This window comes from Streptomyces sp. CA-243310, assembly GCF_050936775.1.
GTDB lineage: Bacteria > Actinomycetota > Actinomycetes > Streptomycetales > Streptomycetaceae > Streptomyces.
On the sequence record NZ_JBNJMF010000002.1, the window covers coordinates 1,589,335 to 1,606,803 of the forward strand.

Genomic DNA, 17,469 nt, shown 5'->3' on the forward strand with positions numbered 1-17,469 from the left:
TCGGCCCGCCCGACGGTGTGCCCCGTCGCCCCGGTCAGCTCACCGCCGCGGCGGCCGCGCGGCCCGCCGCGCGGCCGGAGAAGATGCAGCCGCCGAGGAAGGTGCCCTCCAGGGCGCGGTAGCCGTGCACCCCGCCGCCACCGAACCCGGCGGCCTCGCCCGCCGCGTACACGCCGGGGAGCGGATCGCCGGAGGCGCCCAGGACACGGGAGGAGAGGTCGGTCTCCAGGCCTCCGAGGGACTTGCGGGTCAGGATGGAGAGTCGCACGGCGACCAGCGGGCCCGCCTTGGGGTCCAGGATCCGATGCGGGGCCGCGGTGCGGATCAGCTTGTCGCCGAGATACCTGCGCGCTCCGTGGAGGGACATCACCTGGAGGTCCTTGGTGAACGGGTTGAGGATCTCGCGGTCCCGGGCCACGACCTCGCGGCGCACGGTCGCCTCGTCGAGCAGGTCCTCGCCGGTCACGGCGTTCATGCCGCGCACCAGGGCGGCCAGGTCGCGCTCGACCACGAAGTCGGCACCCTTGTCCATGAAGGCCTTGACCGGGCCGGGCACGGCCTGTCGGGCGCGGTCGATGACCTGACGGATGGACTTGCCGGTCAGGTCGGGGTTCTGTTCGGAGCCGGAGAGGCCGAACTCCTTGCCGATGATCCGCTGGTTGAGGACGAACCAGGTGTGGTCGTGCCCCGTCCTCATGATGTGGTCGAGGGTGCCGAGCGTGTCGAAGCCCGGGAAGAGCGGTACGGGCAGCCGCCTGCCCGTCGCGTCCAGCCACAGCGAGGACGGTCCGGGCAGGATGCGGATGCCGTGCTTGTTCCAGATGGGGTCCCAGTTCCCGATGCCCTCGGTGTAGTGCCACATCCGGTCCTTGTTGATGTGGCGGGCGCCCGCGTCCTCGACGATGCCGAGCATCAGACCGTCCACGTGGGCCGGCACCCCGGACAGCAGCCGCTCGGGAGGGGTGCCGAGGCGGGCCGGCCACTGCTTGCGCACGAGGTCGTGGTTGCCTCCGATCCCGCCGCTGGTGACGATGACCGCCTGGGCCCGCAGGGAGAACGCGCCGACGCTCTCGCGGCCGCTCGCGGCGCCCCGTACGGCGTCGGAGGGCTCCAGGATCTCCCCCGTGACGGTGTCCAGGACGCCGCCGGTGCGGGAGAGCCCGGTGACCTTGTGGCGGAACGCCAACCGGACCAGGCCGCGGGCGACGCCGGCGCGGACCCGTCGCTCGAAGGGCTCGACCAGGCCGGGGCCGGTGCCCCAGGTGATGTGGAAGCGGGGGACGGAGTTGCCGTGGCCGTTGGCGTCGTAGCCGCCGCGTTCCGCCCAGCCGACGACGGGGAAGAAGCGGACCCCCTGGGCGTGCAGCCAGGGCCGCTTCTCGCCGGCCGCGAAGTCGACGTAGGCCTCGGCCCAGCGGCGCGGCCAGGCGTCGTCCTCCCGGTCGAAGCCGGCCGTGCCGTACCAGTCCTGGAGGGCGAGGTCGTGGTGGTCCTTGATCCGCATGCGGCGCTGCTCGGGCGAGTCGACGAAGAAGAGGCCGCCGAAGGACCAGTGCGCCTGGCCCCCGATGGACTGCTCCGGCTCCTGGTCCAGCAGGATGACCTTGCGGCCCGCGTCGACGAGCTCGGCGGTGGCGACGAGGCCCGCGAGCCCCGCTCCGATCACGATCACGTCTGCGTCGTACGTCATGCGCTGCCCGTCCTCCGGTCGGTGGTGGGGCAGATCCTTTGCTACGGAGCGGTAACCAGTCAACAGCGAAGAGGGGACGAAACCGTGAGTGCCTCCGATGAAGTACTGGACGTGGTGGACCGGGACGACCGGGTGACGGGCAGCGCCCCGCGCGGGGAGGTGTACGCCCGAGGGCTCCTCCACCGGTGTGTGTTCGTGCAGGTCAGAGATGCGCGGGGGCGGATCTTCGTGCACCGTCGGACCGACTCGAAGCTGGTGTTCCCCGCACACCACGACATGTTCGTGGGCGGGGTGCTGGGCACCGGGGAGAGCTATCCGCGCGCGGCGCTGCGCGAGGCCGGGGAGGAGTTGGGGGTGACCTCGTTGGCACAGCCGACGCCGCTGTTCAAGTTCCTGTACGAGGGTCCGGGCGGGGCCTGGTGGTCGTACGTGCACGAGGTGCGGTGCGAGGCGCCGGTGCGACCGCAGGAGTCGGAGGTGGCCTGGCACACCTGGCTGTCCGAGGAGGAACTGGCGGAGCGGGTGGCGGACGGCGGGTGGTCGTGGGTGCCCGACGGACTGGAGGCGTACCGGCGGCTGCGCGCGCACCGGGAGTCCCACCAGTAGATTGATCAGGTGATCGACTTCGTCAAGGACGTGCGCCTCTGGTTCGCACCCGAAAGGCTGGGGGACGAGGGCGAGACCCCCGACTACCGGTTCTCACTCGCCAACGAGCGGACCTTCCTGGCATGGATCCGCACCGCGCTGGCACTGGTCGGCGGCGGATTCGCGGTGGACCAGTTCCTGCCGGACCTGCGGTGGGGCGTACGGGTCGGGATGGCCCTCGCCCTCCTGGCGGTGGGCGCGGCCTGCGCCCTGCGGGCGGTGAACCACTGGACGCGGTGCGAGCGGGCGATGCGGCGGGGCGAGGACCTGCCGCTGTCGCGGTTCCCGGTCGTGCTCAGCCTGGGGGTCGGCCTGGTGGCCGTGGTGATGATGGCGGTCGTCCTGCTGGGCTGGACGGCCCCGCGGTGAGCGGACCGGGTCCGAGCGCGGCCGAGGGCCGCGACGCCGGACTCCAGCCGGAGCGGACCCGGCTCGCGTGGCGGCGCACGACGCTGGCGTGCTCGGTGACGGCGGTCCTGGCGCTGCGCCAGGCACTGCGCGGATCCGGATCCCCGGTGGAGGTGGCCGGGGCGGCGGTGATCGTGCTGTTGTGGCTGGCGTTCCTGGGGGTGGCGCACCGGCGGATCCGCGCGCTGGCGGCGCACCGTCCGCCGCGGTTGGCGCCGCGCGCGGCGGCGGGGGCGACGCTGTGCACGTTGGCCCTGGCGGCCTTCGCAGTCGCGGTGATCCTCTGATCCGACGACGGGCTGATCGGCTCGGCGCGCTTCCGATCGGCTCGGTGCGCTCCTGCTCGGCTCGGTGCGCTCCTGCTCGGACACGCCAGGGACACGAGCGGGACAAAAGGGGTGATCCCGGATGATCCGCACTAGCCTCGGCTCCATGACGACCCTGCACCACGAGCACCCCACGCACAAGCACGCGCACGGCCCCGGCTGCGGTCACGCCGAGGTCGAGCACGGCGATCACGTCGACTACGCGCACGACGGCCACCTGCACCGGGAGCACTCCGGCCACTGGGACGAGTGCGAGACGGACGAGCACAACACCCACGAGGCGCACCCGCACGCGCACGGCGCGGACTGCGGACACCAGAGCGTCCGGCACGGCAACCACGTCGACTACCTGCACGACGGGCACCGGCACGCCGAGCACGACGGCCACTACGACGACCACTGACCCGACGCGCTCCGCTCCCCCGCCCGCCTCGGCCCGCCCTGCCGGCCGGCCCGCCCGCCCCCGACCCGAGTACCGGTCGGGGGCGGGGTCCGTTGCCGGCCCGTCTCCCCCGCCCCGCCCTCCCCGCGCGCCACCGCGGCCGGCAGGATGCCCAGCGCCCGTCAACGCGACCCGGGGAGCACCCAGATGACCGCCGAAGAGCCGTACCTCGTCCAGCCCGCCGCCGGCGTCCACGCCTACGTCCAACCGGACGGAGGCTGGTGCCTGAACAACGCCGGCTTCGTGAGCGACGGCGGACGGACCCTCCTCGTCGACACCGCCGCCACCCGACGCCGGGCCCTGGCCCTGCGGGAGGCCGTCGCCGCGACCGGGGTGGCGATGCCGCGCACGGTCGTGAACACCCACCACCACGGCGACCACACCTACGGCAACGGGGTCTTCGCCCCGGAGGCGCTGATCCTCGGGCACGACAACGCGCGGGCCGAGCAGCTCGCCGCCGGACACCAGCTGGAGATGATCTGGCCCGCGACGGACTTCGGCGCAGTGGAGATCATCCCTCCCGATCTCACGTACAACGACCGGACGACCCTGCACGTGGGCGACATCGAGGTGCGGGTCATCCACCCGGGCGTCGCCCACACCACCGGGGACTCGCTCGTGTGGCTGCCCGGACAGCGGGTGGTGTTCACCGGTGACCTGGTCTTCTCGGGCGGCACGCCGTTCCTCGCGATGGGCTCGCTCTCCGGCTCGTTGCGGGCCATGGAACTGCTGCGCTCCCTCGACGCGGAGACCGTCGTCCCGGGTCACGGGCCGTTGACCGATCCCTCCGCGTACGAGGCCACCGAACGGTACCTGCGTCACGTCGCCGAACTCGCGCTGGAGGGAAGGGCGAAGGGGCTGACCCCGCTGGAGACGGCGCTCGGGGCCGACCTGGGCGAGTTCGCGGCCTGGCGGGAGAGCGAGCGGCTGGTGGCGAACCTGCACCGGGCGTACGCGGAACTGTCCGGGGAGCCGGAGGGCGCCCCGCTGGACATCGTGGCCGTGCTCCGGGACATGACGGTGATGAACGGCGGCACCCCGATCCTCTGCCACGCCTGATCCGAGCGGTCGGCCGCCCCGACGCGACTCACCCCGGCCCCGACGCGCCCCGGCGTGTCGGGGCTTGTTTCGGCGTACCCTCTGGACGGCATACCGACTGGTCGGCATGATGACTCTCGTCCGTTCCGTCACCGTCCATCCCGTACGGAGGTGCGCACCATGACCCCAGCGCCAGAACCGACCCCGACCGGCCCGCCGGGCCTCGATACGGAGCGGCTGCGCGGCCATCTCGACGCCGCGCTCCCCGGCCTCGCGGCCGGGCCGCTCACCGGCCGCCTCATCGAGGGAGGCCGCTCGAACCTCACGTACGCGGTCACCGACGGGTCCGCCCGCTGGGTGGTGCGCCGGCCGCCGCTCGGCCACGTGCTGGCGACCGCCCACGACATGCGGCGCGAGTACCGCGTGATCGCGGCCCTGCACGGCACGGCCGTGCCGGTGCCCGAGCCGGTGCTGCTGTGCGAGGACGAGTCGGTGCTGGGTGCGCCGTTCTACGTGATGGAGCACGTGGACGGGGTCCCGTACCGGACGGCCGAGCAGTTGTCCGCCCTCGGACCCGACCGCACCCGACGGGCCGTGCTCGGCCTGGTGGACACCCTGGTCGACCTGCACGCCGTGGACCCGGACGCCGTGGGGCTGGGCGACTTCGGCCGCCCCGAGGGCTTCCTGGACCGGCAGTTGCGCCGGTGGGGCAAACAACTCGCGGCCTCCCGCGGCCGGGAACTCGCCGGGATCGACGACCTGCACGGCGCGCTCGGCCGGTCCCTGCCCGACTCCCCCGCCCCCACCGTGGTGCACGGAGACTTCCGGCTCGACAACGTCCTGATCGGCGGACCGGACGACACGATCCGGGCGGTGCTGGACTGGGAGATGTCCACGCTCGGCGATCCGCTGACCGACCTCGGGCTGCTGGTGATGTACAGCTCGGACCTGGGCCTGACCGCCTCCCCCGTCAGCACGACCAGCGGGGCACCAGGCCACCCCTCCCCCGCGGAACTGATCGAGCGGTACGCCGCCCGCTCGGGTCGGGACACCTCCGCGATCTCCTGGTACACCGCTTTCGCCTGGTTCAAGCTCGCGGTGATCCTCGAAGGCATCCACTACCGCTTCACGCTCGGCCAGACCGTCGGAGCGGGCTTCGACCGGATCGGCGAGCTGGTCCCGGTCTTCATCGAACACGGTCGGCACACCCTCCAGGAAGGCTGAGGAACCCCGCATGGACTTCGCATTCGACTCCCGGACCGAGGAACTCCGCCAACGGCTGCACGCGTTCATGGAGGAGTACGTGTACCCGGCGGAGGCCGTCGCCGCCGAGCAGCGCACACGGCTGGCCTCGCCCTGGGACACCCCGGCCGTCTTCGGTGAACTGAAGGCCGAGGCGCGTCGCCAAGGCCTGTGGAACCTCTTCTTCCCCGGCGAGCGGTACGGCGCCGGACTGACCAACCTCCAGTACGCCCCGCTCGCCGAGATCACCGGCCGCAGCCCGCACCTGGCGCCGATGGCGACGAACTGCGCCGCCCCGGACACCGGGAACATGGAACTGCTCGCCCAGTTCGCCGACGAGGAGCAGCGCAAGCGGTGGCTGGAGCCACTGTTGGAGGGCGAGATCCGTTCGGCGTTCGCCATGACGGAGCCCGACGTGGCCTCCTCCGACGCCACGAACATCGAGACCCGCATCGAGTGTTCCGCCGGCGGCGACGAGTACGTGGTCACGGGCCGCAAGTGGTACATCTCCGGCGCGATGAACCCGGACTGCAAGATCTTCATCGTCATGGGCAAGACCGACCCCGACGGCGCCGACCCCCGCCGCCAGCAGTCGATGATCCTGGTCCCGCGCGACACCCCGGGCGTGGAGGTCCGCCGCGCGATGACGGTGTACGGATACGCCGACCACGACCACGGCGGTCACGCCGAGGTGGTGTTCCACGGGGCGCGGGTCCCGGCCGCGAACCTGATCGGCGAGGAGGGTTCGGGCTTCGCCATCGCCCAGGCCCGGCTCGGTCCGGGGCGGATCCACCACTGCATGCGGCTCATCGGGATGGCGGAGCGGGCCATCGAGTCGATGTGCGAGCGCGCGAGCGGACGCACCGCCTTCGGCAGGGAGCTGGCCTCTCAGGGTGTCGTGCAGAACTGGATCGCGGACGCCCGGGTCACCGTCGAGCAGTTGCGGCTGCTGGTGTTGAAGACGGCCTGGCTGATGGACACGGTCGGCAACCGGGGCGCGCACACCGAGATCCAGGCGATCAAGATCGCGACGCCGCGGGCGGTCGTGGGGATCCTCGACCAGGCGGTGCAACTGCACGGCGCGGGCGGGGTCAGCCAGGACTTCCCGTTGGCCGAGTTGTGGGCGGCGGCACGGACGCTGCGGTTGGCGGACGGTCCGGACGAGGTCCATCAGCGCTCCCTGGCACACCGGGAGTTGAGGAAGCACGCGGGGCGGGAGCGAACGTGACGTGTTCGTGCGGGAGTTCTGGCGAACATGTGTGCACGGTGAAGGCGATGCGGGGGGTCCCTTGAGAAACCTTGTTGAATAAGCCCTGAAGGCGGGTGCGATCTTGATTTGCGCCTGTCAATCGGAACAGGGTTCTCCAGAAGGTTTGACGCCCCACACGTCAACACGAGGAGAACTCTCCACATGGCAACTCACAAGCGTTCGCGCGGTTTCCGGTACGCGGCAGTCGCCACGGGAGCCGCCACCGCGGCAGCCGTGACCCTGCTCGCGACCCCCTTCGCGGGGGCGGCGACACCGGCCGAGGGCACGGTCTACGGACTGGGCGCGCCCGGCGCGATCAGCGGAAGTTACGTGGTCATTCTCGACGCGGCCGCGGACAAGGGGCAGCTCGCCGACAAGTACGGCGGCGAACTGCAACGCACCTACACCTCCGGAGTCAACGGTTTCTCGGCCTCCGGGCTCAGCGAGACCGAGGCCAAGCGACTCGCGGCGGATCCCGCCGTCGGCAAGGTCGTGCAGAACAAGAAGTTCCACATCAACGCCACGCAGGACAACCCGCCTTCATGGGGGCTCGACCGGATCGACCAGGCCAAGACGGCGGGAGACAAGAAGTACGACTACCCGGACACCGCCGGTGAGGGGGTCACCGCGTACGTCATCGACACGGGCATACGCGTGAGCCACAAGGACTTCGGTGGGCGTGCCACGCACGGCTTCGACGCGGTGGACAACGACGACAGCGCCGACGACGGCAACGGTCACGGTACGCACGTGGCCGGCACCATCGCCGGTACGGAGCACGGCGTCGCCAAGAAGGCGAAGCTGGTCGCGGTGCGGGTGCTCGACGACAACGGTTCCGGTTCCACGGAACAGGTCGTCGCCGGCATCGACTGGGTCACCAAGAACCACAAGGGTCCGTCCGTGGCCAACATGAGCCTCGGCGGCGGTGCGGACGAGGCGCTCGACGAGGCGGTGAAGCGCTCGATCGCCTCGGGCGTCACGTTCGCCGTCGCGGCGGGCAACGAGTCGGCGGACGCCGGGCAGGGCTCCCCCGCCCGTGTTCCGGAGGCGATCACCGTGGCGTCGAGCACCATCGACGACGCGCAGTCGGACTTCTCGAACTTCGGTTCCGTGGTGGACCTGTACGCGCCGGGCTCGGACATCACGTCCGACTGGAACGACAGTGACAGCGGCACCAAGACGATCTCCGGCACCTCCATGGCCACCCCGCACGTGGTCGGTGCCGCGGCCGTCTACCTGGCGGGCCACCCGTCGGCGACGCCGGCCGAGACGGCCGCCGCGCTGACCGGTGCGGCCACCGCGGACGCGGTGACCAACCCGTCGGCGGGTACCGCGAACAAGCTGCTCAAGGTGGCCCCGTAACGGGTGACCGCCAGACCTGAACCGGTCCGTCCCTCGACCGCCCCCTCCAGGGGCGGATCGGGGGGCGGGCCGGTTCGTCGTGTGCGGGCGTGAGGGGCGGGTGTGAGGGGCGGGGGTGGCGGGGCCGGGTGTGGGATCCCCGCCGGCCTCAGGGGCGCAACGCGCGCAGCAGCAGGTCGGCGAGGTGATCGGCGACCTGCTGGGGCGTGAGCGGGCCGTCCTCCCGGTACCAGGTGGACAGGTGGTGCACGGAACCGAAGTGGTAGTCCACCACCAGGTCCGCGGGTGTCGCGGTGGAGAACACCCCCGTGCGCTGCCCCTCCTCGACCAGTGCCCGGAAGCGCTCGTGATAGCGCCGGCGCTCGGCCCGGACCTGCTTGAACTTCTCGGGACTGAGCTGGTGCATCGACCGGAAGAAGATCATCGCGTCGTCGAGGTTCTCGATGGTGGTGACCACCACGTCGGCGGCGGCGGCGCGCAGCCGCTCCTCCACGGGCGCGTCGGAACCGGCCACCGCGTCCAGCCGCTGCTGCTGGAGGCGCAGCATCCGCGCGTACACCTCGTGCAGCAGGTCGTCCTTGGACCCGAAGTAGTGGTAGAGCGCGCCCTTGGTGACCCCGGCCGCCTCGACGATCTCCTGTACGGAGGTGCGGTCGTAGCCGCGTTCGGCGAACAGCCGGGTGGCGACGGCCAGCAGTCGCTGCGGCACCGGTGCGTCGCCGGTGCCCTCGGAGTCCGTGGTGGTCTTGGCGGCCATGGCTCTCGCCTTCCTTCCTGATCCCTCGCCCGTTGCGGGGCGACGTCGTGCGTCCGTCCGACTGTTTTCAGCCGCGTTCGCGCAGTTCCCGTCGCAGGATCTTGCCACTGCTCGTCTTGGGAAGGACAGGCAGGATCTCCACCTGCCTCGGGTACTTGTACGCGGCGATGCGCTCGGCGCAGTACGCGGACAGTTCGGCGGGCTCGACGCGGGCTCCGGGGCGCAGGCTCACATAGGCCTTCACGCTTTCGCCCCGGTACGGATCGGGGACGCCGACCACGGCCGCCTCGCGTACGTCGGGATGGGTGTAGAGCACGTCCTCGACCTCACGGGGCCAGACCTTGAAGCCGGACGCGTTGATCATGTCCTTCTTCCGGTCGACGACGTACAGCCAACCGTCGGAGTCCATGAACCCGACGTCACCGGTGCGCAGTTCACCGTCCGGGAAGGACTTCGCGGTCTCCTCGGGCAGCCCCCAGTAGCCGGGGACGACCTGGGGGCCGCGGACGGCGATCTCCCCCGTCCCGCCGATCGGGACCTCGGCGCCCTGCTCGTCGAGGATGCGTACGAGGGTGTCCGCGCCGGGGAGGCCGACGGAGAGGGTGCCGGAGAGCGGGTCCACGGGGGCTTCGAGGTGGACGGGCACGGAGGCGCAGGGCGCGGTGCATTCGGTGAGCCCGTAGCCGTTGCGCAGGTAGAAGCCGAAGCGGGCGCGCAGCCGCTCGACGAGGGCCGGCGGGAGCGGGGCGCCGCCGGAGGAGATCACCCGGAACGAGGTGAAGTGGTCGGGGGTCGCGGCGGGGTGGGCCGCCAGGGCCATGAAGGCGGTGGCGGGGCCGACGGTGTAGGCGGGGCGGTGTTCGAGGAAGGCGTCGAGGACGGCGCCGGGTTCGAAGCGGTGGGCGAGCACCAGGGTGCCGGCGTTCACGAAGCAGGCGGCGAGCTCGCAGACGAGGCCCGTGATGTGGAAGAGCGGGGCGAGGGCGAAGTAGCCGGCGCCCTCGGGGAGGGGGTGGCCGGTGACCTGGCGGGTCGCGTTGTGGGTGAGGGCGCCGTGTGGGTTCAGGGCGCCCTTGGGGGTGCCGGAGGTTCCGGAGGTGTAGCTGATGAGCGCCGTGTCGGAAGCGGTGAGGCACGGGTCGGGCGGGGCGGGCGTGCCTTGGCGGGCCACCGTGGTGAGGTCGGCGGCGTCGAGGTGCGAGGCGTCTGCGGCCCCGGCGGGCGGCGCGTCCGTGTCGGGGGCCGGGGCCGCTTCCGGAACCACTTCCGGTGCCCCTTCCGGGACGGGCGCCAGGACCCGTGGGTCGTTCCGCGTCTGGAAGTCCCGGTCGCGGGCGGTGAGCGCGACGCCGACGCCGGTGTCCCGGACGCTCTCGCGGAGGTACTCGGTCCAGGCGCGGGCGTCGCAGACCAGGGCGACCGCGCCCGAGTCGCGCAGGATGTGGCCCACCTCGCCGGACTTGTACATGGGGTTGAGCGGGACGACGATCGCGCCGGCCTTCCAGGCGGCCAGCACGGCGAGCACGAAGTGCGGGGTGTTCTGCACCATCACGGCGACCCGGTCGCCGCGCCCCACGCCCCGCGAGGCGAGGTGGCCGGCGACCGAGTCGGAGAGCGCGTCGACCTCGGCGTAGTCCAGCCGGCCGTCGAAGTAGGCGAGGGCGGTACGTCCGGGGGCGCGGGCCACGGCCGCCCGGAAGGCGGCCGGCACGCTGACCGGGGGCGTGATCGGCGCCCGTTGGGCGGCGCTGAGGCGAGCCAACCAGGGCCGGTCGGCGTAGCGGACGGGCGGGGGCACGGGGGCGGGCGTCGCGTCGGGCGCCGGGTCGGGCGCCGTGTCTTCGGCGACGGGGGCGGGCGTCGCGTCGGCAGCGGGTGGGGGTGCGGGCGTCGCGTCGGCAGCGGTTTCGGCCGCGGGAACGGGCGCGGGTGCGGGCACCGGCACGGGCGTCGTCTCGCGGGCGAGCCCGGTCATCGCGTCTCCCACTTCTGCTGGAGGTGGTTCATGTTCGTCAGCCAGCGGTCCGGGTCGGTGGCCCGGGCGGCGTGGTAGTCGGCCACCTCGGGGTGCGGGAGGATCAAGAACCGGCCCTTCTCCATGCCGTCGAACAGGGCGTTCGCGACCGCTTCCGGCTCGATCGCGGTCGGCGCCAGGACGAGTTCGCCCGCCGAGCCCGCGGCGGTCAGCATGTCGGTGCGCACCCCCTGCGGGCAGACGGCGTGGACCTGGACGCCTCGGTGGCGGTAGGTCAACGACAGCCATTCCGCGAAGGCGAGGGCCCCGTGCTTGGTGACACTGTACGGCGCGGCCCCGATCATGGTGAGGAGTCCGGCGGCGGAGACGGTGGACACGAACCGGCCGCTCCCCCGTTCCAGCCAGTCCGGCAACAGGGCACGGGCGGCACGGACGTGCGCCATGACGTTGACGTCCCAGGCCGCTTCCCAGACGGCTTCGTCCACGAAGGCGTCGCCGCCCGAGGCGAGGCCGGCGTTGGCGCAGTAGACGTCCACGGTCCCGCCGAGGGCCTCGCGGGCCCGGTCCACGATCGTCGAGGCGTCGCCGGGGACCGCGATGGCTCGCGCGCCGATGCCCTCGGCGACGGACGCGGCCTTCACGGGGTCGAGGTCGTTGACCACGACCGTGGCCCCCTCGGCGGCGAAGCGTTGCGCGAGGGCGGCGCCGATGCCGCCGCCCGCTCCGGTGACGACGACCCGCTGGTCCTGGTACGCGCTCACGTGGATCACCTTTCGACGCTGACGACGGATGCGGGCGGACCCCGGGCATCCGATTCGATCCGGACGGATCGGGGGCAGACTAACCAGTCGGTATGTCGGGGCGGAAGGGGTCTGCGCCCTAGCGTGTCCGGATGACGCTGTCGCGACGCGGGGTACTGGGACTGGCCGGAGCCGTGGGGGCCACGGGGAGCCTGGGCGCGGTGGCGCCGGACTCCGCGAAGGCGGCCGGGGCGAGCACGCGGGTACGGACGGGGTGTGAGCAGCTCGCCGCCGACGGGTACGAGGCGCTGGCCGGGCAACGGGTCGGGGTGGTCACCAACCCGACCGGGATCACCGCCGACGCGCGCCATCTGGTGGATGTCCTGCACGCGGACGACCGGGTCGACCTGGTGGCCGTGTTCGGGCCGGAGCACGGGTTCCGGGGCACCGCGCAGGCCGGTGGTTCGGAGGGCGCGGGTCGGGACCCGGCGACGGGGCTGCCCGTGTACGACACGTACGACAAGAGTGGTCGGCAGCTCGCGGACGTGTTCACCGCGGCCGGCGTGGACACGGTGGTCTTCGACATCCAGGACGTAGGGGCGCGCTTCTACACCTACATCTGGACCCTCTACGACTGCATGCGCGCCGCCGCCCTGGCCGGCAAGGCGGTGGTGGTGCTGGACCGGCCCAACCCGGTGGGCGGGGTGCGGGCGGCCGGCCCGGTGCTCCAACGGCCGTACGCGAGTTTCGTGGGGCGGGAGCCGATCGCGCTCGCGCACGGGATGACGGCGGCGGAGCTGGCCCTGCTGTTCAACGGCGAGTTCCTGAAGGACAGGCCGGTCACGCTCAGGACGGTACGGATGACGGGATGGCGCCGGGAGTCCTTCTTCGCGGCGACCGGCCTGCCCTGGGTGCCGCCGAGCCCCAACATGCCCACTCCGGACACGGCTCTCGCGTACGCCGGCACCTGCCTGTTCGAGGGGACGAACCTGTCCGAGGGGCGGGGTACGACGACCCCCTTCGAGGTGGTCGGCGCCGAGGGCGTCGACCGGCGGTGGGCCGAGGCGGCGAACGCGCTGGGGCTGCCCGGGGTCTGGTTCCGGGAGACGTACTTCACCCCGTCCTTCTCCAAGCACGCCGGGAAGGTGTGCGGCGGGGTCCGGCTGATCGTGCACGACCGCGAGGCATTCGACCCGGTACGGGCCGGGATGGGGCTGCTGGTCACCGCGCGGCGGACGTGGAGCGGCTTCGGCTGGCGGGCCGACCACTGGATCGACCGGCTGACGGGATCGGACCGGGTGCGCGCGATGGTGGACGCGGGGGCCGGCGTGGAGGAGATCGTGGGCGACTGGGCGGCCGGGCTGGCGCGCTTCGCGACCCTGCGGGAGGGGTACCTCCTCTACCGGTGACCCGGCCGGCCGCAGGGCCGGCGGGCGGACGCGGCGGCGCGATGCCGGGTCCGCCGGGGCGGCGTGGAGGGGGGCGTCATGGCGGACGTCGGCATGGTGGTCGGAAGCGGTGAAGGCGACGGGGGCGGGGGCGGGGGCGCGATCACGGCGGGCGTCGGGGTCGAGGTCGGGGTCGGGGTCGCGGCCGGGGTCGGCAGCGGGGTCGGGGTCGGGGTCGGGGTCCGGCCTTACGCGGAACTCACCTTCGACGCCGACGGCGACGTGGACCGGAGCACCCGGGAGGCCGTGGCCCGGATCGAGGCGACCGACCTGCTGGTCTTCGCCCACGGCTGGAACAGCGACCGGTCCACCTCGACCCGCCTGTACGACCGCTTCTTCGCCCCGTTCCCGCAGCTCGTGGGGCCAGGGGTGCGGCTGGGGTACGTGGGGGTGGTATGGCCTTCGATCCGGTTCTCCGACGAGCCCATACCGGACTTCGATCCGCCCGGCGCCCTCGCGGAACCGGGCCGCGGCACCGCGCTGGGTCCCGCCACCCGGCGGGCGCTCGGGGAGTTCTGGCCGGGCCGCGGGGCGGAGCTGGACCGGATCGCCGAGCTGTTGGAGGAACGGCCCGATTCGGCGGCGGCGTTCGTCGAGTTCGGCGCACTGGTGAGGGAGCTCGTCGGGGTGGACGCGGTGGCCACGCCGGCCGCCCTGGACGTGCCGGCCATGTTCGCCCGCGACGTCCTGGAGGTGTGCCGGGCTTTCACCGACGCGCTCGCGGAGGCGGACACGACGCCGAGGCGTCACGCCGACGATGCCGGGGGCGATGCCCGGGGCGATGCCGGTGCCGATGCAGGTGCCGGTGCCGGGGGCGTGAATTCGGCACTCGGCAGCGGGTTGCGCGCCCTGTGGAGCGGCGCGAAAGAGGTGCTGCGTCAGGCTACCTACTATCAGATGAAGAAACGGGCGGGGGTGGTCGGCGAACACGGGCTGGGGCCGGTGCTCGCGGAACTCGCGCACCGCCGGCCGGCGCTGCGGATCCACCTGATCGGTCACAGCTTCGGGGCACGGGTGGCGGCCTTCTCCCTGCGCGCGGTGCCGGACGGATCCCGGTACGTGAAGTCCCTGACCCTGCTCCAAGGGGCTTTCTCCCACTACGCCTTCACCGACCGCCTCCCCCACGACGGGGACCGCGGGGGCGCCCTCGGGGGGCTCCAGCGGCGGGTGGACGGTCCGGTGGTCGCCTGCCATTCCCCGTACGACACCTCGCTCAAGGTGTTCTATCCGCTGGCCTCCCGGATGGCCGGGGATTCGGCCGGACTGCTCGGTTTCGACGAGCGCTGGGGCGCGATCGGGCACGACGGGGTACGGGCCGTGCCGGGCACGCCCCGACTCAGCCTCGACACGGTGCTGCGCGGTGGGCTGCCGGGGGCGGGTTGCGTCAGCGTGGACGCGGGCTCCGTGGTCCGGCGGGGCGGGGCACCGTCGGGGGCGCACAGTGACATCTGCCACGAGGAACTGGCCCGGGTCGTGGTTGCCGCGGGGCGCATGGGGCGCTGAGTTCCGGCCATGTGCCACCCGCACGCCTCGACCGCCCCCGCATGCGCCCACATTCCGCCGGGCATGTTGGGCACGTCGGGACGTACGACGACGTTCGACTAGTACGACGCCTCGACGTGGGCGCGGGGCGCGGCGGAGGTGAAGGTGCGATGGCGGGATTTCGAAGTTTGGCCTACCAGGTGCGCGATGCACGCAATGACCGGGCGTTGCGGCGTCATTCGCTGCGCCGTTGTCTGGAGAGATTCGCGCCCTACGGGCATCGGGCGACGTGGTGGCATCTGTGCGATCGGCACGGGATCGCGCCCGAGGACCGGGGCGCCGATCCGCAGCGGCTGGTCGCGGCTTTGGAGGAGCTGGAGGAGGCTCGCGCGGTCTGGCTGGAGTACGAGCGCCAGTTCGCGGAGCGACGCCGGCGTGAGAAGCACCACGGACTGCGCCGGCCGGACTGGGCGTGGGGCGGGAGCGGGGACGCGGTGGTGCGGTGTGCGGACCCGGGGATCCGGCCGGACGGCACGCTCGGCGAGGTGTTGAGACGGTTGGTGCGGGCCTTGGAGTCGGAGCCGGGCACGGGGTGCCCGATCTGTGGTGAGCGTGAGCTGAGCTGGCCGCCCATCGGGGTGGGCCACGAGGCGTGGGCCGGTGCCTGGTCCTGGGACGGGCCGGTGTGCGGGGGCTGCGGAATCGTGGTTCCCAGACCGGCCCTCGCCGACGCGGGGTCGGTGGACCCGGCTTCGGCGGGAGCGGCATGAGCGGGAAGACAACGACGGGCCGGGACCCGAAGGGCGGGGCCGGGTGCGGGGGCGCGGCGGCGCGGGTTCCGCTCCAGGTCGCGTTGAACGGCGGTCGGGAGGCCGCCGAGGGAGCTGCTGTACCGATGTCCCCGGAGGACTTGGCGCGGGCGGCGGTGGCCTCGGTCGCCGCCGGGGCCCGTGAGGTACTGGTGCACCCGCGGAGCCCGTGCGGCCGGGAGAGCCTCTCGCCCCGGGTGGTCGGGCCGCTGCTGGAGGCGCTGCGGGGCGCGGGGGTCTCCGTACCGCTGTCTGTGCCGGCGGGCATCGCGGCGGAGCCGGATCCCGCCGCCCGGGAGGCCCGGGTCCGTTCCTGGGAGGTACTGCCGGATCGCGCGGTGGTGCGTTTCGCGGATCCCGGGGCCGAGGAGCTGGGCCTGGCCCTGCTGGAGCGCGGGGTGGCGGTGGACGCGGTGGTTCCGCTGGGCGGCACGGCCGGGCCCGAGCCGCTGGGCCGATTCCTGGCGTGGGCCGCGCCCGATCACGGGCGGGTCCGCCTCGCGGTGGAGCTGTCGGAGGCCGACCCGGCGCTGGTGGCGGGGTTGCGCTGGTTGCCGCCCGTGGAGATGGTGCTGTTCGGGCGGGAGGCCGCCGCCTGGCCGGTCCTGCGGCTTGCCGCGCGGTGTGGTGCGGGGGCGCGGATCGGCGTGGGCGACGTGCTCGCCCTTCCGGACGGGCGGGCGGCGCGGTCCAATGCCGAGCTGGTGACGGCTGCCCTGGCCGAGGCCGAGGCCTCCCGAGCGGCCGGGGTGACGGGAGCTACCCGGCCGTCCCGGGACGACACACCTGGACCTAGAGCGACAGTCGGGAGCCGGTGAGGCGCTCGCCGAACACGTCGTCCGGGTTGGACAGTGCGCAGTTCTCCAGGGACAGGCAGCCGCAGCCGATGCAGTCGGTCAAGTGGTCGCGCAACCGGCCGAGTTGTTTGATCCGGTGATCGAGTTCGGCGCGCCAGGCCTCGGACAGGCCGGCCCAGTCCTCGCGGGTCGGCGTACGGCCTTCCGGGAGTTGGGACAGCGCCTCGCGGATGCTGGCGAGCGGAATGCCCACGCGTTGCGCGGCCCGCACGAAGGCGACCCTGCGCAGTGCGTCTCGGGTGTAGCGGCGCTGGTTGCCGGAGGTGCGACGGCTGCTGATCAGGCCCTTGGCCTCGTAGAAGTGCAGCGCCGAAACGGCCGCGCCGCTGCGCGCGGACAGCTGACCGACGGTGAGTTCATGGACCTTCTCGGGAATCTGCGGCACTCGGCCGAGCGTAGTCGGCCGGACTGGAATCCGTTGACAGATACATGCGACCCCAGCATGCTGAGCAAGCGCTTATTCGCTGGTCAGTGAGAGGCAGGGGCAAGGCATGGCCGAACCGAGGATCTTCACGTCCGCCGAGGAGCTGCGCGCCGGGGTCGGCGCCCCGCTCGGCCCGAGCGAGTGGCTGGAGGTGGATCAGAAGCGGATCGACCTCTTCGCCGACGCGACGGGCGATCACCAGTGGATCCACGTCGATCCCGAGCGGGCGGCCTCCGGCCCCTTCGGAACGACCATCGCGCACGGCTACCTCACGCTGTCCCTGCTGCCGAGCCTGGTTCCGCAGATCATGCGGGTCGAGGGCATGCGGATGGGCATCAACTACGGCACGAACAAGGTGCGGTTCCCGGCCACGGTGCCGGTCGGCTCGCGGCTGCGCGCCACGGCCGTGATCACGGAGGTCACCGAGGCGGGTGGTGGCGTACAGGTCGCGGCGACCGTGACGGTCGAGCGCGAGGGCGGCGACAAGCCGGTGTGCGTCGCGGAGTCGGTGTCCCGCTACTACTTCTGACACTTCCGAACCGAGCGCCGGGGCGACGGGTCGGCGACGGCGACCG

18 protein-coding genes are annotated in these 17,469 nt (G+C 72.7%); 13 read left to right on the plus strand and 5 right to left on the minus strand.

Going from position 1 to position 17,469, the window contains the following annotated elements; genetic code table 11:
* Positions 1-34: 34 nt before the first annotated feature.
* The gene (locus ACQEVM_RS24785; RefSeq protein WP_433082516.1) at positions 35-1,690 is read right to left on the minus strand and encodes an FAD-binding dehydrogenase; all 1,656 of its coding nucleotides are present in this window, start codon (positions 1,688-1,690) and stop codon (positions 35-37) included.
* An 84-nt stretch (positions 1,691-1,774) separates the two neighbouring features.
* Here ACQEVM_RS24785 and ACQEVM_RS24790 point away from each other — a divergent pair, with 84 nt between their 5' ends.
* The 8 genes from ACQEVM_RS24790 (at position 1,775) to ACQEVM_RS24825 (ending at position 8,402) form a co-directional block, all read left to right on the plus strand.
* A complete protein-coding gene (locus tag ACQEVM_RS24790; RefSeq protein ID WP_433082518.1) occupies positions 1,775-2,296 on the plus strand; it encodes an NUDIX hydrolase in 522 nt (173 codons plus the stop codon).
* Positions 2,297-2,305: 9 nt separating this feature from the next.
* Positions 2,306-2,704 (plus strand): YidH family protein, encoded by a 399-nt coding sequence (locus ACQEVM_RS24795; RefSeq protein ID WP_433082520.1) that lies wholly within the window; start codon positions 2,306-2,308, stop codon positions 2,702-2,704.
* Positions 2,701-3,030 (plus strand): DUF202 domain-containing protein, encoded by a 330-nt coding sequence (locus ACQEVM_RS24800; protein WP_433082522.1) that lies wholly within the window; start codon positions 2,701-2,703, stop codon positions 3,028-3,030. Before ACQEVM_RS24795 ends, ACQEVM_RS24800 begins: the two co-directional genes overlap by 4 nt.
* Positions 3,031-3,175: 145 nt before the next feature.
* Positions 3,176-3,472 (plus strand): hypothetical protein, encoded by a 297-nt coding sequence (locus ACQEVM_RS24805; RefSeq protein WP_433082524.1) that lies wholly within the window; start codon positions 3,176-3,178, stop codon positions 3,470-3,472.
* A 186-nt stretch (positions 3,473-3,658) separates the two neighbouring features.
* The gene (locus tag ACQEVM_RS24810) at positions 3,659-4,570 is read left to right on the plus strand and encodes an MBL fold metallo-hydrolase (protein ID WP_433082526.1); all 912 of its coding nucleotides are present in this window, start codon (positions 3,659-3,661) and stop codon (positions 4,568-4,570) included.
* 159 nt (positions 4,571-4,729) lie between these two features.
* Positions 4,730-5,773: a phosphotransferase family protein gene (locus ACQEVM_RS24815; RefSeq protein ID WP_433082528.1), complete on the plus strand. Its 1,044-nt coding sequence runs from the start codon at positions 4,730-4,732 to the stop codon at positions 5,771-5,773.
* Between the two features lie 10 nt (positions 5,774-5,783).
* Entirely contained in the window at positions 5,784-7,019 is a 1,236-nt protein-coding gene (locus tag ACQEVM_RS24820; RefSeq protein ID WP_433082530.1) for an acyl-CoA dehydrogenase family protein, read from the plus strand.
* A gap of 183 nt (positions 7,020-7,202) precedes the next feature.
* Entirely contained in the window at positions 7,203-8,402 is a 1,200-nt protein-coding gene (locus ACQEVM_RS24825; RefSeq protein WP_433082532.1) for a S8 family serine peptidase, read from the plus strand.
* A gap of 148 nt (positions 8,403-8,550) precedes the next feature.
* On the opposite strand, the gene ACQEVM_RS24830 is transcribed toward ACQEVM_RS24825, so the two are convergent.
* The 3 genes from ACQEVM_RS24830 to ACQEVM_RS24840 all read right to left on the minus strand — a co-directional run bounded on the left by ACQEVM_RS24830 (position 8,551) and on the right by ACQEVM_RS24840 (position 11,904).
* Positions 8,551-9,159, minus strand: coding sequence for a TetR/AcrR family transcriptional regulator (locus ACQEVM_RS24830; RefSeq protein ID WP_384616309.1), 609 nt, complete (start codon positions 9,157-9,159; stop codon positions 8,551-8,553).
* Positions 9,160-9,226: 67 nt separating this feature from the next.
* On the minus strand, positions 9,227-11,134 hold the full coding sequence (locus tag ACQEVM_RS24835) for an AMP-binding protein (RefSeq protein WP_433082534.1): 1,908 nt from the start codon (positions 11,132-11,134) through the stop codon (positions 9,227-9,229).
* On the minus strand, positions 11,131-11,904 hold the full coding sequence (locus tag ACQEVM_RS24840; protein WP_433082536.1) for an SDR family oxidoreductase: 774 nt from the start codon (positions 11,902-11,904) through the stop codon (positions 11,131-11,133). Before ACQEVM_RS24840 ends, ACQEVM_RS24835 begins: the two co-directional genes overlap by 4 nt.
* A 122-nt stretch (positions 11,905-12,026) precedes the next feature.
* On the opposite strand from ACQEVM_RS24840, the gene ACQEVM_RS24845 reads away from it, so the two are divergent.
* The 4 genes from ACQEVM_RS24845 (at position 12,027) to ACQEVM_RS24860 (ending at position 16,431) form a co-directional block, all read left to right on the plus strand.
* On the plus strand, positions 12,027-13,283 hold the full coding sequence (locus ACQEVM_RS24845) for an exo-beta-N-acetylmuramidase NamZ family protein (RefSeq protein WP_433082538.1): 1,257 nt from the start codon (positions 12,027-12,029) through the stop codon (positions 13,281-13,283).
* A gap of 78 nt (positions 13,284-13,361) precedes the next feature.
* Positions 13,362-14,825 (plus strand): serine-threonine protein kinase, encoded by a 1,464-nt coding sequence (locus ACQEVM_RS24850; RefSeq protein ID WP_433082540.1) that lies wholly within the window; start codon positions 13,362-13,364, stop codon positions 14,823-14,825.
* Positions 14,826-14,974: 149 nt separating this feature from the next.
* Positions 14,975-15,574, plus strand: coding sequence for a hypothetical protein (locus tag ACQEVM_RS24855; protein WP_351751945.1), 600 nt, complete (start codon positions 14,975-14,977; stop codon positions 15,572-15,574).
* Positions 15,571-16,431, plus strand: coding sequence for a 3-keto-5-aminohexanoate cleavage protein (locus ACQEVM_RS24860; protein ID WP_433082543.1), 861 nt, complete (start codon positions 15,571-15,573; stop codon positions 16,429-16,431). Before ACQEVM_RS24855 ends, ACQEVM_RS24860 begins: the two co-directional genes overlap by 4 nt.
* On the opposite strand, the gene soxR is transcribed toward ACQEVM_RS24860, so the two are convergent.
* Positions 16,406-16,855 (minus strand): redox-sensitive transcriptional activator SoxR, encoded by a 450-nt coding sequence (soxR, locus tag ACQEVM_RS24865; RefSeq protein ID WP_053679310.1) that lies wholly within the window; start codon positions 16,853-16,855, stop codon positions 16,406-16,408. The genes ACQEVM_RS24860 and soxR overlap by 26 nt on opposite strands.
* A 106-nt stretch (positions 16,856-16,961) precedes the next feature.
* Between soxR and ACQEVM_RS24870 the strand changes: the two genes are divergently transcribed.
* Positions 16,962-17,423, plus strand: coding sequence for a MaoC family dehydratase (locus ACQEVM_RS24870; RefSeq protein ID WP_053679308.1), 462 nt, complete (start codon positions 16,962-16,964; stop codon positions 17,421-17,423).
* Positions 17,424-17,469: the final 46 nt, after the last annotated feature.